We start from the raw sequence: 21,159 nt of genomic DNA, 5'->3' as shown, positions 1-21,159 counted from the left end.
TCGCGAGGGGAAGAGGGAAGGACGCCGGGCAGCAGCGTAATGCGCGGGCCGCCGGTCGGCTCCCCCGCGGCAGGTCACACCGTCAGCTCACCCGCGGCAGATCCCAGGCCCAGACACCGTCGACCCAGGTCCCGGGGCGGCCGAGGAGTTGTTCGAGCGTGCGGCGCAACGCCTCGTCGTTCGGCTGCGGGGCGAGGACGACGGCGCCCGCGCGCCAGTACGCGAGGTCCTTGCGTGCCTGGTTCCGCCAGGAATCGCCGATGGCCGGGATGCGGCCCGAATAACGGACGTCCCGGAGCAGATTCGACGTCCAGCGCGGCGAGGCACCGTAGATACCGACGCGGTCGGGTCCGTAGGGGCCGTTGAAGTAGCCGCCGGGCAGCGCGAAGTCGAGGCCCGCGACGGTCTGCCAGTGCAACGCCTCGGCGGCGCCGGGGTCGGGCAGCGGGACCGTGACGAGCGATTCGCCGCGCGCGGTGTCGACGTACGAGCGCCAGGTGCCGTCGGCGATGAACGCCGGTACGGGCGCCCGGTCCACGGCCTTCAGGGGCATCGGCACGATCGGCAGCAGCGCGGCGGTGACGGCGACGAGGCCGACCGTCCGGTTGACCAGGTTCCGGGTGGTGAGCAGGCGTTCCAGGGCGAGCGCGAGCAGCATGCCGAGGGCCGGGGCGCAGATCATCGCGACCCGGGACTCGATGACCGATTCGAACAGGGGCTTCGATGCGAGCAGTTTCCAGGGGCCCGGCAGGACGATGTCCGTCAGCGGGATACGGAACCGCAGGCCGAGCGAGAGCAGGGCGGCGCAGACGGCGGTGAACGCGAGGGCCTTGACGACGGTCCGGTCCCAGAGCCGGACGACGATCGCGAAGACGAGCGCGGTGAGCGGCCAGCCGTAGAAGGCGTTCTGCTCGGTCGGGTTGAGGGACAGCCGCGCGGCGCTCTCGGCGTCGCCGGCGAGGGAACGCTCGGCGAAGGAGAGGAGGGCCAGGGGGCTGTTGCCCGCGTTGTCGCCGTGCAGCACGCTGTGGTAGCTCTGCGGCCCGAAGAACTGCCAGTACAGCGGGAACGCGACCAGCGGAAGACAGACCGCCAGCGCGACGCCGATCCCCCGGACCAGGGGCCGCCACACCGTACGGGCCAGATCGCGGCGCAGCGCCCCGTACCCGACGAGGAACAGCAGCAGGCCGATCGCCGCGAGCAGCAGCGGTTCCTCGCCGACGAAGATCTGGTACGTCGCGAACAGGCCGAGGAGCACCCCGTCCCGGACCGGCCGGCCGCCCTCGCACAGCCGCAGCACACGGTCCACGATCAGCGGCATCATGAACAGGAGCACGAAGTTCGGGTGCGCGTTGGCGTGGCTGACCATGGGCGGCGCGAAGGCCGCGAGCAGCGCGCCGACGGCGGCGGCGCCCCGGTGGCGTACGAGACGCTTGACGAGCAGCCAGTACCAGGCGAGGGCGGTCGCGGCGAGGCCCAGGGTCATCACCAGGGCGAGGCTGATCGCGGGGCCGAAGAGCCAGGTCACCGGCGCGAACGGGACCGACAGGCCGAGCATCACGGTGTTCGCCATCAGGTTCACGCCGTCCGGGAAGCCCTGGAGCGTGGTGAACAGCGGGTTCCGCAGATGCGCGATGTTGTCGGCGGTGACGGCGAAGAACCACTCCCACTGGTTCTGGTCCTGCATGGAGTCCGTCAGATAGCGGTGCTCCGGGCCGCCGGACCAGCGGCCGGAGTACAGGGCGACGGACGCGATCAGGAACAGGGCGGCGGCCAGCAGGTCGGCGCGGCGCAGCGAGCGGGCCTTGAGGACGGAGAGTTCGGCGAGGACGCGCGCGTAGTCGAGGGGGCGGACCTTGGAGCCGGGCTGGTGGGCCCAGCGGACCGGGACCTCGGCGACGGGTGCCTCCTGGCGGCGCAGGTACTGGAGTATCTCGACGTCGATGCCCCAGCCGGAGAGCCGGGACGCGGCGAACGCCTCACGGGCCAGGTCGCCTTCGAAGAGTTTGAAGCCGCACTGGGTGTCGCGGATGCCGGGCACCGCGACGCCGCGTATCAGGAAGTTGCCGGTGCGGCCGAGGAGTTCACGGACCCGGTGCTGACGGTTCTCGATGGTGGCGCCCGGTGTCGCCCGGGACCCTATGGCCGCCGCGTGGCCTTCCGAGAGCGCCTTGTCGAGGTGGTCCAACTCCTCGATGGGCGCGGCCAGATCGGCGTCCGTGACCAGCACCCGGCGGCCGTACGAGGCGAGGACGCCCACGCGCAGGGCATGCCCCTTGCCGCCGTTGTGCTCGCTCCCGACGACATGGACGCGCGGGTCTCGGGCGGCGGCCTCGTCGGCGAGCTTGCGGGTGCCGTCGGTCGAGCCGTCGTCCACGACGATCAGTTCCCAGGTCCCCCAGCGGCTGTCGGCGGCACCCAGATGGGCACATATCGCCTCCAGCGTGGGACCGAGCCGGTGCTCCTCGTTGTACGCGGGGACGACCACCGACAGGTCCACTGCGTTCATCCAGCGGCCAGCCGTTCGATCAGGGCGAGTGAGTGCGCGTTGTAGGCGGCGACGATCGCGCCGGCGTCGGACTGGTCGCGGCGGGCGAGGGCGTCGACCAGTTCCGTGTGGCCCGCCCAGAGGCAGCCCCTGAGGTCGCTCTCGCGGCGGAGCAGCGGTACCGCGCAGACCCAGGACTGGACGCGCAGCCGGTGCAGGAAGTCGGAGAGGTACGGGTTGCCGAACAGGGCGCCGAGTTCCCGCCAGAACCGCAGGTCATAGCCGATGAGCACGTTCAGATCACCGGCCGCCGCCGCGCGCTGGGCCTCCTCGCCGCGGCGCCGGACCCCGCGCAGCGCCTCGGCGGCGCCCCGGCGGTGCGATGCCTCGGTGAGGCCGCGGAAGAGTCCCTCGGTGACCAGGCTGCGGGCCTCGACCATGCCCCGGTAGTCGGCGAGCGAGAACTCGTGGACCCGGAAGCCGCGGTGCTGGACGGAGTCCAGGAGGCCCTGGGCCGACAGGTCGACCAGGGCCTCGCGGACCGGGGTCGCGGAGACGCCGTACTGGTCGGCGATCTCCTTGACCGTGAACTCCTGGCCCGGCTGGAGACGGCCGGCCAGGACCTCGTCGCGGAGGGCGTCGGCGATCTGCTGGCGCAGGGTGTTGCGGGTGACGGCGGCGGCGTTCGCGCCGATACCTGGCATGTGGCGTCCTCCCCCCGGGCGGTGTGGGTCACTAATCGCTCTGACGAGCGGGGGTAACCCTACCTTTCCGGGGGGCCGGAAATCGGTGCCGATTTTCAGGGGCTTTGAGTCACTGCGTTCCGGCGATGTTTTCGGGGCCGCGATTTCTTTTCTTTTCCGGTCCTCGGTCGCCGTCCTTGGTCGCCGTCCGCAGTGCCACCCTCACGCGATGAAGCGGTCGGCCTCCGTCAGGGCCTCGTCCAGGGCGGCCAGACCTTCCTTCGCCTCGGCGTCCGTGATGGTGCACGGCGGGACGACATGGGTGCGGTTCATGTTGATGAACGGCCACAGACCGCGCTTCTTGGCCGCCGCGCCGAACGCGGCCATGGGGGCGTTCGCCTCACCGGTCGCGTTGTACGGGACCAGCGGCTCGCGGGTCTCGCGGTCGCGGACGAGTTCCAGGGCCCAGAAGACACCGGTGCCGCGGACGTCGCCAACGCTCGGGTGCCGCCCGGCCAGGTCGCGCAGACCGGGCGCGAGGACGTCGGCGCCGATCCGGGCCGCGTTCTCGACGACGCCCTCGTCCTCCATCACACCGATGGTCGCGACGGCCGCCGCGCAGGCCAGGGGGTGCCCGGAGTACGTGAGCCCGCCCGGGTAGGGGCGGCGCGCGAAGGTCTCCGCGATGGCACCGGAGATGGCGACACCGCCGAGGGGTACGTACCCGGAGTTGACGCCCTTGGCGAAGGTGAGCAGGTCGGGGACGACGTCGAACTGATCGGCGGCGAACCAGGAACCGGTCCGTCCGAACCCGGCCATGACCTCGTCCAGGACGAAGACGATCCCGTACCGGTCGCAGATCGCGCGGACCCCGGCGAGATAGCCGGGCGGGGGCATCATGATCCCGGCGGTGCCGGGGATGGTCTCCAGGATCAGGGCCGCGATGGTGGCGGGCCCCTCGAAGGCGATGGTGTCCTCCAGGTGCTGGAGCGCCCGCGCGCACTCCTGCTCCTCGGTCTCCGCGTAGAAGGGGGACCGGTAGAGGAAGGGCGCCCAGAAGTGGACGACGCCCGCGGAACCGTTGTCGGACGGCCAGCGGCGGGGGTCGCCGGTGAGGTTGATCGCCGTCGAGGTGGCGCCGTGGTACGAGCGGTAGGCGCTCAGCACCTTGTGGCGGCCGGTGTGCAGGCGGGCCATGCGGGTGGCGTTCTCGATCGCCTCGGCGCCACCGTTGGTGAAGAAGATCTTGTCCAGGTCGCCGGGGGTGCGCTCGGCGATGAGGCGTGCGGCCTCCGAACGGGCCTCGACGGCGAACGCGGGCGCGAAGGTGGTGAGCTTCGCGGCCTGCTCCTGGATCGCGGCGACGACCTTCGGATGCTGGTACCCGATATTGGTGAAGACAAGACCGCTGGTGAAGTCGAGATACCGGTTCCCCTCGTAATCCCAGAAGTACGCGCCTTCGGCTCCGGCGACGGCCAGCGGGTCGATGAGGTCCTGGGCGGACCAGGAGTGAAAGACGTGTGCCCGGTCGGCAGCCTTCACGGCGGCGCCGGCCTGCGGGTTCGGCTGAGGGGTCATGGGGGTGAGGGTAGGTGGCGGGGGGTGGGACGTGACATCGGCGAGGTGTGTGAGGTACGGGCCGGAACGCGACAGTCTGTCCAGACGGGCGACCCCTCAGTTTCCCTCTCGGCTTCCCCTTTCGTTCCGATTGACAGCACACTGCCTTTTTGACAGGGTACTTACATCTGCTCGGCCCGTCCCAGGAGGAACGCATGGACCGCAAACCCGTTCATCTCGCCGTGTACGACACCCTCGCCGACTGGGAGACCGGGCATGCGGTCGCGTATCTCGCGCGGGGTGGGTTCGAGGTGCGGACCGTCGGGGTCGGTCGGGAATCCGTCACCACCATCGGTGGGGTCCGGATTCAGCCGGATGTCGCGCTGGACGAGGTGCGGGCCGAGGAGTCCTCGTTGCTGATTCTGCCCGGGGCCGATCTCTGGGACAGCGGTGATGAGCTGGCGCCCTTCGCGCGGGCCGCGCGGGGATTTCTCGATGCCGGGACTCCCGTCGCCGCGATCTGCGGAGCCACCGCGGGGCTCGCTCGGGAAGGGCTGCTCGATGATCGGGCGCACACCAGCGCCGTGTCCTTCTATCTGGCGGCCACCGGGTATCAGGGGGGCGATCACTACGTCGACGCCGATGCCGTGACCGACCGGGCGGCGGACGGCACCGGTGCGCTGGTCACCGCCGGGCCCACCGAACCCGTCGCGTTCGCGCGCGAAGTCCTCGGGCTGCTCGGTGTGTTCGAGGGCGAGGTACTCGACGCCTGGTACCGGCTCTTCCATGACTCCGACGCCGGCGCGTACGCCGTACTGGAAGCCGCCGGCAAGTGAGCCACCAGGACCTGCTCAGCGGTACCGCACTCGCCGTCTTCCGACTCAACGGTCAATTCCTCACCGCATCCGAGGAGTTGGCGAAGCCCGCCGGGCTGACGGCGGCCTGGTGGCAGGTGCTCGGTGCCGTACTCCGGGAGCCGCTGCCCGTCGCCGGGATCGCCCGCGCGATGGGCATCACCCGGCAGAGCGTGCAACGCGTCGCCGACCTCCTCGCCAAGCGCGGCCTCGCCGAGTACGTACCCAACCCGGCGCACCGGCGTGCCAAGTTGCTGAGACCCACGTCGGAGGGGCGGGCGGCCATCGCGGAGATCAACCCCGGGCACGCCGACCTCGCGGACCGACTCGCGCGCCATCTCGGCGACGAGGCGTTCGCCGAGACGGTACGGGTGCTGGAGCGGCTGTCGGCCGCCATGGACGAGGTCACCGGACGACAGGGCGCCGCTGTTACGGAACCGTAGAGGGCGGCCCGGTCCCCCGGCAGGGCGCCCGCACCTATCCTCGGTCCATGGAACAGCTGGGGGCGGGGGATCCGCAGCGGATCGGTGCTTACAGACTGCTGGCGCGGCTCGGCGCGGGCGGTATGGGGCAGGTGTATCTGGCGCGGTCGGACCGGGGCCGTACGGTCGCGGTGAAGCTGGTTCGGCAGGAACTCGCCGAACAGGAGGAATTCCGGGGGAGGTTCCGGCAGGAGGTACGGGCCGCGCTACGGGTCGGCGGGCAGTGGACCGCGCCGGTACTCGACGCGGACACGGACGCCGCGATCCCCTGGGTGGCGACCGGCTATGTCGCCGGACCCACGCTCCAGACGGTCGTCGGACACGACCACGGGGCGCTGCCCGAACGCTCGGTGCGGATACTCGCCGCCGGACTCGCGCACGCCCTCAAGGACATCCACGCGGCGGAACTCATCCACCGCGACCTCAAACCGTCCAATGTCCTGGTCACCATCGACGGCCCACGCGTCATCGACTTCGGGATCGCGCGGGCCCTGGAGACGGTGACGAACGGCGGGCTGACCCGGACCGGCGCGCTGGTCGGATCGCCCGGATTCATGGCGCCCGAGCAGGTACGCGGCGACCGGATCACCCCGGCGTGCGACGTGTTCTGCCTAGGCTCGGTCCTCGCGTACGCCGCCACCGGGAGACTGCCGTTCGGCACCGCCAACAGTGGTGTGCACGCGCTGATGTTCCGTATCGCGCAGGAGGAACCGGACCTGGCCGCGCTTCCGGAGGGCCTGGCCGACCTCGTACGGGACTGCCTCAGCAAGGACCCCGCGTCCCGCCCGTCCCTGGACGACATCCTCGCCCGTACGGGAGCCGAGGACACCGTCTCGGACGGCCGCGCGCTCGACCCGTGGCTGCCGGGGGCGCTGGTGGCCCAACTGGGGCGGCACGCCGTGCAGTTGCTGGACACGGAGGATCCGGGGACGGAGGGGGAGGCTGGGGCAGGTCAGAGTGCCGCGGTTGGCGGCGCGGACGAGGCCACCGCCGCGCCAGGGCAACCCGCCCCGGATCCCGGGAGTGCCGACACCCCCGAGGCCCCCGCCGCCGGCACCCCCGTACCCCCTCCCCCCACACCCAACGCCGCCCCCTCCTTCGATCGCCTCCCCACCCAGGTCAGCGCCACCCCGCCACCCGCCCACGCCCCGGCGGCCCCGCCGCCTCAGTACGGGTACCCGCAGAGCGCGCCGCCGCCCTACGGGTACGGGTATCCGCAGCAGCAGCCCGGCGCGCTCGGCTCCACGCCTCCCTATGGCCCGTCGCCGTACGGACCGTCGCCGTATGGCGGCGCCGCACCTCCCTATGGCGCCACGCCCCCGTACGGTCCCCCGCCGCCGGAACCGCCCCGGCGCGGCGGCCGGTCGACCGCCGTGCTCGTCGTGGTCGCGCTCGTCGTCGCGCTGGGCGCGGGCGGGGCCGTGTACGCGCTGATGAAGGACGACGGCGGCACGCAGGCCAAGGGGGACGACCCCAAGCCGCCGACCAGCTCGGGCGCCCCGAGCACCCCGGGCCCCTCGACGGAGGACTCCCCCTCCCCGTCCCCGACGCCGGAGTCCTCCGCGCCGAAGGACGAGGGGACCGTGCCCGACGCCTACCTCGGCACCTGGTCCGGCACCATCGACAACGCGTCCGGGCACAGCACCCGTCGCCTCGTCATCCAGCAGGGCAAGGTCGGCGACACGGTCATGTCCCTCACGGCGGACGGCCCGATGGACGGCGGGGGTACGTATCACTGCGTGTTCCAGGCCGAGTTGACCTCCGCGCCCTCCGGCGACGGACCCTTGGAGATCGGACCGTCGCGGGTCACCGTCGGGGAGCCGATGTCGTCCTGCACGCCGGGCGCCGCCACCACCGTCACGATCCTCTCCGACGGCCGGCTGCGCCGCGTCAACAACGACAACGGCGACGCACTCACGTACAAGAAAGGCTGAAGGGAAGAGGGGCTGAACGGTGCGGAGTTGAACGGTGCGGAGTTGAACGAGGGGCGAACTCCTGACGGCCAATCAGAACACTTGTTCCCGGGCGGCTCCGGCGCTTTTACCGTGGAGCGGTGGAATGGCTGAGCGCCGAGAACGTCGTGGCCGTCGGGACGGCGGTGCTCGGTGTGCTGACCTCGGTCGCCGTCCTCTGGTACGAGCTGCGGGTACCGCGCCGTAAACGCATCGGCTACCGCGTCCAGTTGGACACCCCGGTAGGCCGCGAGGCGCACGACGGCCGGGCGAACGTCCGCCGGGGCTGGTTCGCCGACGTGCCCGGCATGGAGGACGCGACCCTCGTTCTGCTGCGGATAGAGAACGACGGCTCGCAGTCCATCGACGAGGACGACTACCGGCGCCGTGAACTGCACGGCCTGGAAGTCGTGTTGACCGATCGCACCATCAAGGGCCTGGTCGTCAGCGTGCCGCGCCAGGCCGGGCATCTGATGGGCCACTTCACCGAGACGGCGGGCCTGCGGTACGAGGGGTCCGAACTGTGCGTGCCCCGAGTGCCGCTCAACCGGGGCGAGCACTTCAAGCTGCTGATGCTGCTGTCCGGCGGCGGTGTGGGCCGTCCGATCCGGATCGAGGGCGGCATCAAGGACGGCGAGGTCAAGCCGAACCGTTCCACGACACCGGACGACAAACCACCCCTCTTCAGCCGCGCCGCCCGGGTGATCACCGTGCTGCTCACGGCCTGTGTCGTCGTCCTCGCCACGATCATCGTCGTCCGTGACGACCGGCCGCCGCCGATGGGGTGTGCCCGGGGCACCCTCACGGTGACCGGTTCGACGGCGTTCCGGCCGGTGCTGCTGCGGCTCGCCGACCGGTACGAGAAGGAGTGCGCCGGTTCGACGGTGACCGTGGACACGCATGGCAGTACCGCCGGGATACGGGGGCTGGTCGAGAAGGGGGCGGCGGCGAAGGGGAGTTCACCGGCGGTAGTGGCCCTCTCCGACGGCCCGGCGCCTTCCGGCTACGCCGAACTCCAGCCCACCCGCGTCGCCGTGTCCGTCTTCACCCTCGTCGTCAACGACGACGTCACGCTCACGGGCCTCACCCTCGACCAGGTACGGCGGCTCTACCGGGGCGAGATCACCAACTGGCGTGAGCTGGACGGCCCGAACCTCGCGGTACGCCTGGTCAGTCGCGACGCCAACTCCGGTACGCGGCAGGTCTTCCAGCGTCGGGTCCTTCAGGAGGGCGAGCCCGCCAACACCTCACTGGACTGCGTCCACCGGGACAATCCGGGGCCCGACGTGGTGCGCTGCGAACTGGAGGGCACCGAGCAGGTGTTGGCCATGGTCGCCCGGCTCCCCGGCGCCGTCGGCTACAGCGAACTGCGCGCGACGGACGGCGTGAAGGGCCTGCACGCGCTGCGCCTCGACGGTAACGAGCCCTCACTTGACGCGTTGCGCGCCGGCGACACGGACGGCTATCCGTACCGCGAGATCGAGTACGCGTACACGTACCACCGCCCGCCCGCCGACTCCCTCGCCGCCAGCTTCGTCGCCTTCATGAGCCGGGGCACCGGCCAGGACGTGATCCGAGACCTCGGCCATTTGCCGTGCGCGACACCGGAGGGGTTGCGAATCTGCGGCGAGGAGAACTGAGCGGCGCCTTGAACGAATCGGCACCCGAACCGGAACCCCCGCACGTCACAGTGTGCTGCCGTGCCATAGGCAGGCGCCGGTGTGGATGAAGCCCCGGTGGGGCGAGCTGTATCCCATCCATACGAGGGGTGCGAAGGTGCCGGCGTTCAGTTCCTGTTCGGTGAGGTCGGCGTGGCAGGAGATGCAGACGGGTCGGCCCTTTCCGGCCGCCGTGCGGGCCCGGAGTAGCGCGGTCTGTTGCGTGGTGGCGTCGGCGCAGAGCCGGTCCCCGACCAGGGCGGCGTCCTCGCACTGCCCGCACGAGGTCCAGTGGCTGTAGAGGTTCCTGTACGTGGTCACGACCGCGACCCGGATCGTGTAGCAGGACCGGCAGGAGTGCGGCTCCCAGCCGATGCCCGCACGGAGGTCGACACGCGTGCCTCGTACGAGGGGATCGGCGCACCACACACACGCGGTACCGGTGTTCTGTTCGGTGGTGAGCTGGCGCATGCCCGGGATCTCGAACAGCGACAGCTCAGTGAGGACCTGGTCCTCGGCGGCGCTCACCGGCGCGCCGCCCTCAGCGCGCGGCGCAGAGCCGTACCGGGTACGCACTTCGACTGGTCGGCGTTGCACTGCGCGCACGTCACGGTGTGCTCGATCAGGGCCTCGTACGCGATGGCGGCCTCCGGAAAGAACTCCACGCGGCCGTCCTCGGTCACATACATGAGCTGAGGCCCGGTCATACCCGCGTCCCTACGGCGACCGTCTCGGACCCGGCCAGTTTCGCCATGGCACGGAGCACGATGCACAGGCGCCGGTCGTCCAGCAGTTCGAGGTTCCACAGCGAGACGTCCCGGGGGAAACGGATCGCGATGATCAGGCGGAGGAACGCCTTGTCCTCCGGAGTCAGCCCCGGCGCCCGGGTGTACCGGGCCTCGAACTGCAACCAGTCACACGACAGCGCACCGTCGTCGTGCTCGGCGACCAGGAGACGGCGGACCCAATGACGCGCCAGCAGCTCGTCCTCTTCGATGAGCGCGGCAACGGCCACCTGCTCGCAGGGGGGCTGGTCCCGCACCCACGCGGTGAGCTGGTCGGTCAGCAGGGGTGGTGGGTCCGTTGGGGACACCGTTTCGTTCGGGCCAGGGGCAGTTGTACGGTGCATCGCGTCGACTCCTTCGTAGTCGGCCACGCCCCGGGGCCGTTAGCGCGGTCGCCGGGGTCTGTGCGTGGTACCTCCACCACTCTTGCGAGTTGAGTCGGGCGTTCCTACTGCGTCCCGAGAACGTTAGGTACAGAGTGGAAGGGCTCCAGAAAGCGTCCCTAACGTCCCTTGGGGTACTCGTGAACGAAGCACTGCGCCGCGCCATGGCCGAAGCGCACGTAGGAGACCGTGAGTTGGCCGAACAGTGTGGCGTCGACGTCAAGACGATTGGCCGGTGGCTGACTCAGTCGGGCCGCGTGCCCCGGGCCCGCCACCGGTGGGCCGTCTGCGAAGCGCTCGGAGAGGACGAGGCCGTGTTGTGGCCAGTAGCGGCGAAGAAGGCGATCAAGGTCGGCCCGGACAGGGAGGTCGTCTCGGTGTACCCGTACCGTTCCGGCTGCCCGGCCTCACTGTGGCGTTCGCTGATCACCAACGCCAAGCGGGAGTTGACCTTCGCCGGGTACACCAACTACTTCCTGTGGCTCGAACAGTCCCGGTTCGGCAAGGAGTTGGGACGCAAGGCGGCTCAGGGGTGCCGTGTGCGTTTCCTGATCGGGGATCCGGACAGCGAACTCACGCGGTCGCGTGAGCAGGACGAGGACGTCGCGCTCACCCTGTCGACGCGTATCCGCGTGACGCTCGCCGAGCTGGAGAAGATCAAGGGGCACTCGGGCATCGACGCGCGGTACAGCGGCGGACACGCCCATCTGTCCGTGTTCCGCTTCGATGACGACATGATCGTCACCCCTCTGCTGACACACAACGTCGGCCACGACGCGCCCACGCTGCATCTGCGCAGGCATCAGGACGACGGCATGTTCGACCGCTTCGTGTCGCATGTCGAGGAACTGTGGAACCGGGGTACCCCGGTGTGGGAAGGGGATGTCGATGGGCAGGCGTGACTACGAGGACGATCCGGACGCACCCGAGGCGAACAGTCTCGTACCGGCGGCCTCGGTCGTCGTGGTCGACGAGCAAGGGCGTGTTCTGCTTCAGCGCCGCGTCGACAACGGCATGTGGGCCCTGCCCGGGGGCGCCATGAACATCGGAGAGTCCCTGCCTGAATGCGCCGTCCGCGAGACCCGTGAGGAGACCGGTCTCGACGTCGAGATCGTCGGTCTCGTCGGGACGTACACCAATCCGGGGCATGTCTTCGCCTACGACGACGGCGAGGTGCGGCAGGAGTTCTCCATCTGCTTCCTGGCTCGCCCGGTGGCCGGTGAGATCGTGGTCTCCGACGAGTCGACGGATGTCCGCTGGTTCGATGCGGCAGACGTCGACGCGCTGCCCATGGTGTCCGGCATCCGCAAGCGCGTGAACGACTGGCGCAGCGGCACGATGCCCGCCTTCCGGTGATCGGGGCGTCATCGCGGGGCATCATCCAGGCGTCGTTCCCAAGGAGGGGCCTGCCCATGTCCCAAGACGAAGTCGCCCGAGCCATCCGCACGTCGGCCGCAGCCGGCGCCCCGGCGACCCCCAGCCCTCGGCGTGCGCCCCGGGGAAACTACTCGGGCATCTGGCTGAGCACCTACGAGTACGTCTCCAGCGGCCGGGGCAACCAGGTCTTCACCGGCAAGCACCACGTGGTGCTCCTCCAGCACGGCAACCGCCTCACCGGACGCAGCCTGCCCCACGCGTCACTGAACGCGGACAGCCCGCTGACCCTCGACCTCCAAGCGGAGGGCAACACGGTCACCGGCACTTGGACGGAGCAGACGGCAGCCGTGGGCTACTACCGCGGAGCCCGGTACTTCGGCGCCATACAACTCCTGGCCGAGCCGACCGGCCGCCGGATGGCCGGCAAGTGGGTGGGCTTCGGGAAGGAATTCGACGTGAACACCGGACCGTGGGAACTGCGCCTGATGGACACATCGACGGCGAAGGCGACGCTCGACGCCTACAACCGTCCTCCCGAGTAGGTCCCGTGAGCCGGATCGAGTACTACGACGACCCCGCCGCACCCGCGCCCAACAGCATGGTGGTGGCGGCGTCCGCCGTGGTCACCGACGACGAGGGACGCATCCTTCTCCAGCGCCGGCGGGACAACGACCTGTGGGCGCTGCCGGGTGGCGGGATGGACCTGGACGAGTCACTGCCCGGCGCGGCGGTCCGTGAGGTCAGGGAGGAGACCGGACTCGATGTCGAGATCACCGGTCTCGTCGGCACGTACACCGATCCCCGGCACATCATCGAGTACAGCGACGGAGAGGTACGCAGGCAGTTCAACATCTGCTTCCACGCCCAGGTGATCGGAGGCGAACTGGCCATCTCCGACGAGTCGACAGACCTGCGCTGGATCGCCCCGGGCGACATCGACGCCCTGCCCATGCATCACACCCAACGGCTCCGACTGCACCACTACCTGGAACACCGGCCCGCGCCGTATCTCGGGTAGGCGTGGTTGACATCGGCTCACGGCATGCCGCCGGCGAGGCATTGCGGCGGCCCGCTCGGGAGTGTGGACTTCGCGCATGAGTAGTCGCGGGGTGCTGTATCTGATCGCGTGTGCGGCGGGACCGGCTCAGTACGTGGACGAGGGGGTGCGGGTCGCGCAGGGGGCGGGCTGGGACGTGTGCCTGGTGCTGACGCCGTCGGCCGCCCGCTGGTGGGAGCCCCGGATGCGGGAGTTGCAGGAGTTGACCGGGCATCCGGTGAGGTCCCGGTACAAGCTGCCGTGGGAGTCGGACGCCCTGCCGAAGGCGACGGCGATGCTGATGGCGCCCATGTCGTGCACCACGCTGAACAAGTGGGGCGCCGGGATCGCCGACACGTTGGCCATCGGGCTGCCGTCGGAAGCCGTGCACATGGGTGTACCGGTGGCGGCGATGCCGTACTTCAACCAGGCACAGGAGGCACAGCCGGCGGTGTCCGTGTCAGTGGAACGCTTGCGCGCGCAAGGCGTACGGGTCCTGATCGGACCGGACGGGTACACACCTCACCCACCCAAGCGGGGCAACGCGAAAGCGTTCCCGTGGCAGCGCGCGCTGGCCGCCCTGCCCGACTGACCCACCCACGGACACGGCTGGATGTTCCCGTACCCGACGAGAGGCAGCAGCGTGTCCGTATGGCGGAATCTCGGCGAGCGCACCGTGTACGAGAACCGATGGGTGACCGTGAACATGGCCGACGTCACGTAACCCTGTCCGTCCTTTTGGCCAGATCGGCGGCTCTCACCGGGATCTGGCCATTCGCCACGGAAGGGTCCGGCAGGACAGGGACATCGCCGCCGGGAGCAAAGCCCCCCGCCCGCACAGAGGTGTGCGTCTGGATACGGCACCGGTCACCCGAGGGGCTGATCGTCAGGGGTTTGTCCCCTTGTCTGGGGGTTGACGCGTGCACGACGATTGCAGCGCCCTCGGTCCCCAGCCCCCACGGAGGACACATGCCCCAGCGCCCCAGCAGGAGAACCCTTCTGACCGCGAGCGTCGCCGGGACGGGGGCGATGGCCGTCACCGGAATCGGCGCCGCGCCCGCCACCGCCACCACCGCCGCCCCCGAGGTGTCTCGTCCACCGGCCACCGCCCAGCGCCCCACCGCCGAACTCCGCGAAATCCTAAGAGAGTTGGACAAGGATCGGATCGAGGCCACCGTCCGTCGGCTCGCCGGCTTCGGCACCCGGCACACCCTCTCCACCCAGGACGACCCGGTCCGTGGCATCGGTGCCGCGCGTGACTGGATATATGGCCGGATGCGCGAGTACGCCGGCGAATCCGGTGGGCGGATGACCGTGGAGCTTCAGTCGTACGTCCAGGAACCCGCCTCCCGTATCCCCACCCCCACCCGTATCACCAACGTCATCGCCACCCTCCGCGGCTCCCTCACACCCGAGCGGATCTACGTCGTCTCCGGGCACTACGACTCCCGCTGCACGGACGTCATGGACTTCACCTCGGACGCGCCGGGCGCCGACGACGACGCGTCGGGGGTCGCCGTCGCCATGGAGCTGGCCCGGGTCATGACCAAGCGGCGCCCGGCCGCGACGATCGTGTTCGCGGCGGTCGCGGGCGAGGAGCAGGGGCTGTACGGGGCCGCCCACATGGCACAGCAGTTCAAGGACCGACAGGCCGACGTCCAGGCCATGTTCACCAACGACATCGTTGGCAGTTCCACCGCGGACGACGGCGAAAGGGACCCGTACACCGTTCGGCTCTTCGCCGAGGGCGTGCCCACCTCCGAAACCCCCGCACAGGCCGCCGTACGCCGCTCGGTCGGCGGCGAGAACGACTCACCCGCCCGCCAACTCGCCCGCTTCGTCCAGGACACCGCCGACCACGACATCACCGGAATGCGCGTACGGGTCGTCTACCGCAGGGACCGGTACCTGCGCGGCGGCGACCACATCCCGTTCCTCGAACGGGGTTACCCCGCCGCCCGGTTCACCGAACCCGCCGAAGACTTCGCCCACCAGCACCAGGACGTACGGGTCGACACGGACGGGAAACGGTTCGGGGACCTGCCCGAGTTCTGCGACTTCGCGTACATCACCCGCGTCGCCCGGGTGAACGCGGCGGCCCTCTGGACCCTGGCCCAGGCCCCGGGCACCCCACGCGGCGCCCGCATCATCACCTCGAACCTCACCAACTCCACGGAACTGGTGTGGGAGCGGGGCACGGAACCGGATCTCAAGGGCTACGAGATCGTCTGGCGCGAGACCACGTCCCCCGAGTGGACCCACGTCGTCCCGGTCGGCGACGTCACCCGCCACGAAGTCGACCTCTCGAAGGACAACGTGTTCTTCGGGGTGCGGGCGGTGGGGCGCGGCGGCCAGAGGAGTCCGGTGGCTTTCCCGCTTCCCCAGTCCTAGCCCGCAATCAACGGCCGCCCGTCTGCGTGAACATGTCGTTGACCGGCTTCTGGGCCCACTCCTCGGCGGACTCCGGTCCGTCCACCCGGGCCCAGAGAAGGAAGGCGTAGGTGCGGGACTTCACGCTCCAGCCCCAGTGGCGCTTGAGCGACATCCGGTACCGGTCGTCGCCGTGCGTCTCCGTCGCGTAGTACGTCGAGTCGTCCGCCTTCTTCCACGGTGTCGTGGCGTGGTCGGGGCTCGCGCGCAGGAAGTCGTCCGTCTCCTTCTGGGAGCACGACTCACCGCAGTAGTACGACCGGATCGACAGACGCAGGTCCGGCAGTGGCCCGGCGCGGACGTTCTCCGGACGGGACCGGCAGATGTACGACGCCACCTCGGCCTCGTCCTCGTCCGCCGCCCCGCACTTCAGATGCTTCGGCGCCCGGAAGACAAAAGGCACGTCGGTCAGGTGCCACAGGTACGAGCGCTCGTCGGCCCGCCAAGCGGCCCCGGTCAGGGACTGCGCGGGCCGATGGGAATAGACCCCGAAGCGGGTGTCTTCCGACGAGGGGAGTGCCGGGCGCGGGATCGCCGACAGCCGCCGGTCGGCGGCCGGTGCCGGGCCGAGTTCCGCCCGCCGTACCGCCGTCCGCGCCAGCACCTCCGCGACCTCCGCCACTCGCTCCCGTGACGCGAATTCCTCGCCGTAGGTGAGGACCACGACCGCGTTCCCGGCCCGCACGCCCACCGACGCCGTCCAGGACGCCGCGTACCCCTGCTCGGCCGGATGGTCGAGAACCGCCGGGCGGGACCGGGTCACCAGGAAGGCGGCGTCGCCGAGCCCCGTCACCCCCGTCACCGTACGGACCCTGCTGTCCCCGGCTTCCGCGTACGCCTTCTGCTGGCCGAAGGCGAACCGGGCCTTGGCGGGTCCGTCGTTCACCCCGTCCGTCGTCTCGACCCACGCGCGCAGTTCGATCTGCGTGTTCCGGGCGAACGGGGACTGCTCCCCGGCCGAGCACGACCGCCCCCGCTCCCGGGACACCGTGGCGGGATCCGTCATCAGCGTGCCGAGGTCGGCGTCCGTGAGCAGCCGGCAGGCGGGCGGAACCGACCGGACAGGACCCGGACTCCCCACGAACACCTGGGCCCCGATGCCCAGGAACACCACGAGGGCCGCCCCGGTGACCGGCAACGCCACCGCCGCCGGGAGCCACGCGGGGCGCGGACCGCTCCGTACCGGAGACGCGGGCGCGTCCTGGGCGAGCCGGTCCCGAAGCTCGATGTGCCGGAACCGGTACGCGGCCCCCGACTGCCGCAGCACACCCCGCGTGTGCGCGTCCTCCAGGAACGCCATCAGCCGCCACGGCAGCCGCCCGGTCAGGGCGAGATACGCGCGGGCCACCGTGAACCGGCCCCAGGCGGACACCCCGTACCCGTACAGCGCGCCGGACAGCACCGCCCCCGCGCAGGCGAGCGCCCACTCGCGGGCACCGGCGACGTCCTGGCCGCCCACGCTTCCCCAGCCGAGGAGGAGGAGGGGCGGCAGCAGCACCAGGGCCGCAGGGGTGTCCTCCACGCTGGCCCGGACCGGCCGGAGCCAGCCGAGGGTGAGGACGGCCCGCCGGTCGGCGCGCAGGAGCGCGGCCGGGGAGCGCGCGAGCGCCGGGTCGGACGGCCGGACCACGGACTTGACGGCCGGAAGGGCGCAGCGCCACACGGTGTACGCGGTCAGCAGGCCCGTCACCCAGCGCCAGAACCCCGACCCCGACAGGTACGCCGCCGTCCAGCCCCAGCCGAGCGTGAGCACGGTGACCGCCACCACCGCCCGGACCCGGCGGCGCCGGAGCACCGCCCGGATCTCGGCGCCGGTCGGCCGGGTCGGGCGGCGCGGCGGTTCGGGCCAGTCGTCCATGCCGACGAGCCCGTCGACCGCGAGACGCAGTCCGCACAGCAGCAGGAATCCGCCCCACAGCGGCACCGGCAGCCAGTCGCGCCAGGCCGGTTGCCCGAACCCGAGCAGCGCGACGACCGCCGTGCTCACCGCGTAGGCGGGGAGAAGTCCGAGCAGCCGTACGGCGCGGGGCAGGCCCTCGTCGAGCCGCCACCAGGCGATGTCCTGCCGCTGCTCCGCCTTGCCCCGGGCGGCGAGGAAACCCGCCCAGGCACGGGCCCGTACGGGGTCCCAGCCGCCGTGCGCGGCCCGAATGTCGTGGGAGGTGCTGTAGACGACGTCCAAGTACGCGTCGTACAGGTGCCGTTCGAGGTCGGCGCGGCGGCGGAAGCGGCCTGGGGCGAGGAGTTCGGCGGGGTCGGTGGTGGGGTCCGCGTACGCGACGCGGGCCAGCGCGACCGTCAGCGGCACGCTCAACACCTGCCGCAGCCGCCGCACTTCGGGGGCGCGCTCCTCCTCGTCGGCCAGCCGGGCGAGCACCGGAGACCAGCGGGTCCGCGCGGTGCCGGGGCTGAGATACGCGCGGGTCGTCCCGGCGGTCAGCGGGCTGAGGGTGATCTCGGTCCGCTCGAAGACGGCCGCATCGGGCGCGTGTTCGCGGTACTCGGGCTCCCGGCTGGTCAGCACGAAGGGGACACCGCCGCGCAGGGTCCCGGTGATCTGCTCCAGCGCGAGTTTCCGGTTCTCCGGCGGGAGTTCGTCGAAGCCGTCGAGCACGAGCAGGACCCGGCGATCCAGGATCAGTTCGAGGGCGACGCCGGCCGGGGGCGCCCCCGGCACCGGCTCGCACGCCTCGGGGTACTCGTCCGCCAACTGCCGTGCCACCCACCCCATCAGCCCCTGCCGCCGGGGATCCCAGGAGGCGAGGGACACCACCGCGGGAACCGGCTCGGGCGACCCGTCCGTACGGCGCCGCAACAGGTCGTGCGCGAGCCGCAGGACGAGGACGGACTTGCCGGCGCCCGCGCCGCCGAGGACGACGAGACGGCGGGTCGGGAGCGCGGTGAAGTAGTCGGCGAGGGACACGGGCGGACCCACCCCGACGGACTCCCCGGCGGACTCCCCGACGCGCTCCCCAGCGGCCTCCCCGGCGGTCTCCCCGGCGGTCTCCCCGGCACGCTCCCCCATGGCATCCGCCGGTGTCGTCCACGTCACCTCGATGGGCCGGGGATCACTGATCTGCGCGAGGCGTTCGTCCCGGTCGTACCGGAGGAACAGGCCGTCGGCGAGCGCTTCGAGGGCCCGTGCGAGGTGCTTCGGGGACCGCCAGGCGCGCAGCCGCCGACGCTGCGCCGCGTCCCGTATCCGCACGGCCACGTCGACGGCCACGGCTCCGACCAGAAGCAGCCACCCTGCCTGTACCGGCCCCGGGTCCCAGCGGTCGGGCAGCGGCAGTTCGGGCCGGAGGAAGAGCAGGGCCAGGGCGCCGAGCACGGCGGCGGAACGCCACAGCAGGCCGCCCCGGCCGACGGAGTTCCCGCCGTGCTCATGGATCTCCAGATGCTGGATGTCCCGGGCGAACACGACGTTCTCCTGCGTGCCGCCCCAGATCCCCTGTATCTGCTGGGGCCGGGGCCCACGCCGATGGATCCAGCGGCGCCGTCCGCGCTTCACCCTGGCGTCCCTCAACCGATGTTGATGTTCCCGTTCACGTCACGCAGGAAGACCACGTGCGTCTGGGTGCCGCCGGAGATCTCCTGGTGCTGGTCGCCCGCCGACACATGCGCGTCGCGCACCGCCTCGGCCTCCTGCCGCCAGGTCGCGAGCGCCTGCGCGAAGGCGGGGTCCTGAGTGGCCCGCAGCGCCAGCGCGTCAGCGAGCCGCCGGGCCCGCTCCTCGTCACCGACAGCCCCGCCGAAAGCGGTCAACTCGCCTTCCCCGACAACCGGGTTCGCGCTGCCCGACCGCCCGTCCGGCCGCCGCACCACCAGCCCCCGCAGCCGCTCCCACGCACTCTGCCCCGCCGCTCCCAGCGCCCCGCTCGCCAGCGCCATCAGCAACTCGGCCGCCACAGGTTCCACGAGCACCCTCCGCCCCTCCGTCGGACTCCGGACCCCTCACACGGAACGTGCCCCCGGCCGGCCGGAGCCAACCAGGGGCAGGTACGTTCCCTCGCCCGAACGGACAGTACCGCTAGGGGACTTGGGAGGCGGGCCGGGTGCTAGACGAACGAATTGATCTCGATCGTCTCGTCGCGTCCCGGGCCGACCCCGATCGCCGAGATCGGGGCGCCCGACATCTCCTCCAGCGCCTTCACATACGCCTGTGCGTTGCGCGGGAGGTCGCCGAAGGTCTTCGCGGCGGTGATGTCCTCGGACCAGCCTGGCAGGTACTCGTACACCGGCTTCGCGTGGTGGAAGTCGCTCTGGGAGTACGGGAGTTCCTCGACGCGCTTGCCGTCGATCTCGTACGCCACGCAGACCGGGATCCGCTCCCAGCCGGTGAGGACGTCCAGCTTGGTGAGGAAGAAGTCCGTGAGACCGTTGACCCGGGTCGCGTAGCGGGCGATGACCGCGTCGAACCAGCCGCAGCGGCGGTCACGGCCGGTCGTGACACCCCGTTCACCGCCGATACGGCGCAGCGCCTCACCGTCCTTGTCGAACAGTTCCGTCGGGAAGGGGCCGGCGCCGACCCGGGTCGTGTATGCCTTGAGGATGCCGATCACGCGCGTGATCTTCGTGGGACCGACGCCCGAGCCCGTGCAGGCGCCGCCCGCGGTCGGGTTGGACGAGGTGACGAAGGGATACGTGCCGTGGTCGATGTCGAGGAGCGTGCCCTGACCGCCCTCGAACAGGACGACCTTGTCGGCGTCGAGCGCGTCGTTGAGGATCAGGGTGGTGTCGGCGACGTAACCCTCGATCTTCGCCGCGTAGCCGAGGAGTTCCTCGACGACCTGGCCGACCGCGATCGCGCGCCGGTTGTAGAGCTTGGCGAGCACCTGGTTCTTGAAGTCGAGAGCCGCCTCGACCTTCTGGGTGAGGATCGACTCGTCGTACAGGTCCTGGACCCGGATGCCCACACGGTTGATCTTGTCCGCGTAGGTGGGGCCGATACCGCGCCCGGTCGTGCCGATCTTCCGGGTGCCGAGGAAGCGTTCCGTCACCTTGTCGACGGTGACGTTGTACGGCGTGATGATGTGTGCGTTGCCGCTGATCAGCAGCTTCGACGTGTCGATGCCGCGCTCGTTCAGACCGCTCAGCTCGGAGAGCAGGACCGACGGGTCGACGACGACGCCGTTGCCGATGACCGGGACGCAGTCCGGGGAAAGGATTCCGGAAGGGAGCAGATGGAGCGCATACTTCTGGTCGCCGACGACCACCGTGTGGCCGGCGTTGTTGCCACCCTGGTAGCGCACCACATAGTCCACCGATCCACCGAGCAGGTCGGTGGCCTTTCCCTTGCCCTCGTCACCCCACTGAGCACCGAGCAGCACAAGTGCGGGCACAGGCGTACACCCCTTCCGGGCGGGGCATGTCCAGGGTCAGGGGCGTACGCCGCGCGTACACCCGCGACCCTTGTCGGTCGCGACCCGTCGGACCGGTGCCCCGGAATAGACGAAGCCCCTGGCGCAATAGCG

At 70.8% G+C, this 21,159-nt stretch carries 18 protein-coding genes and 1 pseudogene; 10 read left to right on the top strand and 9 right to left on the bottom strand.

Annotation, left to right across the window (positions count from 1 at the left end; translation table 11 throughout):
• Positions 1-82: 82 nt before the first annotated feature.
• From ACFVT5_RS25120 to ACFVT5_RS25110, 3 genes are all read right to left on the bottom strand, one after another.
• Positions 83-2,509 (bottom strand): dolichyl-phosphate beta-glucosyltransferase, encoded by a 2,427-nt coding sequence (locus ACFVT5_RS25120; RefSeq protein ID WP_389892168.1) that lies wholly within the window; start codon positions 2,507-2,509, stop codon positions 83-85.
• A complete protein-coding gene (locus tag ACFVT5_RS25115) occupies positions 2,506-3,192 on the bottom strand; it encodes a GntR family transcriptional regulator (protein ID WP_389892165.1) in 687 nt (228 codons plus the stop codon). Before ACFVT5_RS25115 ends, ACFVT5_RS25120 begins: the two co-directional genes overlap by 4 nt.
• Before the next feature lie 201 nt (positions 3,193-3,393).
• Positions 3,394-4,749, bottom strand: a complete 1,356-nt coding sequence (locus tag ACFVT5_RS25110; protein ID WP_389892163.1) for an aspartate aminotransferase family protein — start codon at positions 4,747-4,749, stop codon at positions 3,394-3,396.
• Positions 4,750-4,943: 194 nt separating this feature from the next.
• Here ACFVT5_RS25110 and ACFVT5_RS25105 point away from each other — a divergent pair, with 194 nt between their 5' ends.
• From ACFVT5_RS25105 to ACFVT5_RS25090, 4 genes are all read left to right on the top strand, one after another.
• Complete coding sequence (locus ACFVT5_RS25105) at positions 4,944-5,564, top strand: DJ-1/PfpI family protein (protein WP_389892160.1); 621 nt, start codon at positions 4,944-4,946, stop codon at positions 5,562-5,564.
• Positions 5,561-6,025 (top strand): MarR family winged helix-turn-helix transcriptional regulator, encoded by a 465-nt coding sequence (locus ACFVT5_RS25100; RefSeq protein ID WP_389892157.1) that lies wholly within the window; start codon positions 5,561-5,563, stop codon positions 6,023-6,025. The genes ACFVT5_RS25105 and ACFVT5_RS25100 overlap by 4 nt, the downstream gene beginning before the upstream one ends.
• Before the next feature lie 47 nt (positions 6,026-6,072).
• Complete coding sequence (locus tag ACFVT5_RS25095; protein ID WP_389892154.1) at positions 6,073-7,998, top strand: serine/threonine-protein kinase; 1,926 nt, start codon at positions 6,073-6,075, stop codon at positions 7,996-7,998.
• 119 nt (positions 7,999-8,117) lie between these two features.
• Positions 8,118-9,656, top strand: coding sequence for a PstS family phosphate ABC transporter substrate-binding protein (locus ACFVT5_RS25090; RefSeq protein ID WP_389892151.1), 1,539 nt, complete (start codon positions 8,118-8,120; stop codon positions 9,654-9,656).
• Between the two features lie 45 nt (positions 9,657-9,701).
• On the opposite strand, the gene ACFVT5_RS25085 is transcribed toward ACFVT5_RS25090, so the two are convergent.
• The 3 genes from ACFVT5_RS25085 to ACFVT5_RS25075 are packed head-to-tail and all read right to left on the bottom strand — an operon-like array spanning position 9,702 to position 10,803.
• Positions 9,702-10,202 (bottom strand): hypothetical protein, encoded by a 501-nt coding sequence (locus ACFVT5_RS25085; RefSeq protein ID WP_389892148.1) that lies wholly within the window; start codon positions 10,200-10,202, stop codon positions 9,702-9,704.
• Positions 10,199-10,381 carry a hypothetical protein gene (locus tag ACFVT5_RS25080; RefSeq protein ID WP_389892146.1) on the bottom strand — a complete coding sequence of 61 codons (183 nt, stop codon included), beginning with the start codon at positions 10,379-10,381 and terminating at the stop codon, positions 10,199-10,201. The genes ACFVT5_RS25085 and ACFVT5_RS25080 overlap by 4 nt, the downstream gene beginning before the upstream one ends.
• Positions 10,378-10,803: a hypothetical protein gene (locus tag ACFVT5_RS25075; protein ID WP_389892143.1), complete on the bottom strand. Its 426-nt coding sequence runs from the start codon at positions 10,801-10,803 to the stop codon at positions 10,378-10,380. Before ACFVT5_RS25075 ends, ACFVT5_RS25080 begins: the two co-directional genes overlap by 4 nt.
• A 353-nt stretch (positions 10,804-11,156) precedes the next feature.
• Here ACFVT5_RS25075 and ACFVT5_RS25070 point away from each other — a divergent pair, with 353 nt between their 5' ends.
• The 6 genes and pseudogenes from ACFVT5_RS25070 to ACFVT5_RS25045 all read left to right on the top strand — a co-directional run bounded on the left by ACFVT5_RS25070 (position 11,157) and on the right by ACFVT5_RS25045 (position 15,646).
• Positions 11,157-11,744: a DUF5919 domain-containing protein gene (locus ACFVT5_RS25070; protein ID WP_389892140.1), complete on the top strand. Its 588-nt coding sequence runs from the start codon at positions 11,157-11,159 to the stop codon at positions 11,742-11,744.
• Positions 11,731-12,198 carry an NUDIX domain-containing protein gene (locus tag ACFVT5_RS25065; protein ID WP_389892137.1) on the top strand — a complete coding sequence of 156 codons (468 nt, stop codon included), beginning with the start codon at positions 11,731-11,733 and terminating at the stop codon, positions 12,196-12,198. Before ACFVT5_RS25070 ends, ACFVT5_RS25065 begins: the two co-directional genes overlap by 14 nt.
• A gap of 101 nt (positions 12,199-12,299) precedes the next feature.
• Positions 12,300-12,761 (top strand): annotated as a pseudogene (locus ACFVT5_RS25060) (XRE family transcriptional regulator); the annotation flags it as partial.
• 5 nt (positions 12,762-12,766) lie between these two features.
• Entirely contained in the window at positions 12,767-13,237 is a 471-nt protein-coding gene (locus ACFVT5_RS25055; RefSeq protein ID WP_389892134.1) for an NUDIX hydrolase, read from the top strand.
• Positions 13,238-13,313: 76 nt separating this feature from the next.
• Positions 13,314-13,847 carry a flavoprotein gene (locus ACFVT5_RS25050; protein WP_389892131.1) on the top strand — a complete coding sequence of 178 codons (534 nt, stop codon included), beginning with the start codon at positions 13,314-13,316 and terminating at the stop codon, positions 13,845-13,847.
• 377 nt (positions 13,848-14,224) lie between these two features.
• Positions 14,225-15,646: a M28 family metallopeptidase gene (locus ACFVT5_RS25045; protein WP_389892129.1), complete on the top strand. Its 1,422-nt coding sequence runs from the start codon at positions 14,225-14,227 to the stop codon at positions 15,644-15,646.
• A 7-nt stretch (positions 15,647-15,653) separates the two neighbouring features.
• Here ACFVT5_RS25045 and ACFVT5_RS25040 read toward each other — a convergent pair whose 3' ends face one another.
• The 3 genes from ACFVT5_RS25040 to ACFVT5_RS25030 form a co-directional block, all read right to left on the bottom strand.
• Positions 15,654-19,196 carry an NACHT domain-containing protein gene (locus ACFVT5_RS25040; protein ID WP_389892126.1) on the bottom strand — a complete coding sequence of 1,181 codons (3,543 nt, stop codon included), beginning with the start codon at positions 19,194-19,196 and terminating at the stop codon, positions 15,654-15,656.
• An 11-nt stretch (positions 19,197-19,207) separates the two neighbouring features.
• Positions 19,208-19,609: a hypothetical protein gene (locus ACFVT5_RS25035; protein WP_389892123.1), complete on the bottom strand. Its 402-nt coding sequence runs from the start codon at positions 19,607-19,609 to the stop codon at positions 19,208-19,210.
• A 134-nt stretch (positions 19,610-19,743) separates the two neighbouring features.
• Complete coding sequence (locus tag ACFVT5_RS25030) at positions 19,744-21,027, bottom strand: adenylosuccinate synthase (protein ID WP_389892120.1); 1,284 nt, start codon at positions 21,025-21,027, stop codon at positions 19,744-19,746.
• Positions 21,028-21,159: the final 132 nt, after the last annotated feature.

Origin of the sequence: Streptomyces sp. NPDC058001 (assembly GCF_042886315.1) — a bacterium.
Taxonomy (GTDB): Bacteria; Actinomycetota; Actinomycetes; order Streptomycetales; family Streptomycetaceae; genus Streptomyces.
Note: the sequence above shows the minus strand (reverse complement) of the source record. Positions and strands in the feature narration are given on the sequence as shown.

What these genes read in the sequence shown, in the direction of transcription:
- ACFVT5_RS25120 (WP_389892168.1), bottom strand. Translation starts at nt 2,509, where the DNA reads ATGAACGCAGTGGACCTGTCGGTGGTCGTCCCCGCGTACAACGAGGAG.
- ACFVT5_RS25115 (WP_389892165.1), bottom strand. Translation starts at nt 3,192, where the DNA reads ATGCCAGGTATCGGCGCGAACGCCGCCGCCGTCACCCGCAACACCCTG.
- ACFVT5_RS25110 (WP_389892163.1), bottom strand. Translation starts at nt 4,749, where the DNA reads ATGACCCCTCAGCCGAACCCGCAGGCCGGCGCCGCCGTGAAGGCTGCC.
- ACFVT5_RS25105 (WP_389892160.1), top strand. Translation starts at nt 4,944, where the DNA reads ATGGACCGCAAACCCGTTCATCTCGCCGTGTACGACACCCTCGCCGAC.
- ACFVT5_RS25095 (WP_389892154.1), top strand. Translation starts at nt 6,073, where the DNA reads ATGGAACAGCTGGGGGCGGGGGATCCGCAGCGGATCGGTGCTTACAGA.
- ACFVT5_RS25080 (WP_389892146.1), bottom strand. Translation starts at nt 10,381, where the DNA reads ATGACCGGGCCTCAGCTCATGTATGTGACCGAGGACGGCCGCGTGGAG.
- ACFVT5_RS25075 (WP_389892143.1), bottom strand. Translation starts at nt 10,803, where the DNA reads ATGCACCGTACAACTGCCCCTGGCCCGAACGAAACGGTGTCCCCAACG.
- ACFVT5_RS25065 (WP_389892137.1), top strand. Translation starts at nt 11,731, where the DNA reads ATGGGCAGGCGTGACTACGAGGACGATCCGGACGCACCCGAGGCGAAC.
- ACFVT5_RS25050 (WP_389892131.1), top strand. Translation starts at nt 13,314, where the DNA reads ATGAGTAGTCGCGGGGTGCTGTATCTGATCGCGTGTGCGGCGGGACCG.
- ACFVT5_RS25045 (WP_389892129.1), top strand. Translation starts at nt 14,225, where the DNA reads ATGCCCCAGCGCCCCAGCAGGAGAACCCTTCTGACCGCGAGCGTCGCC.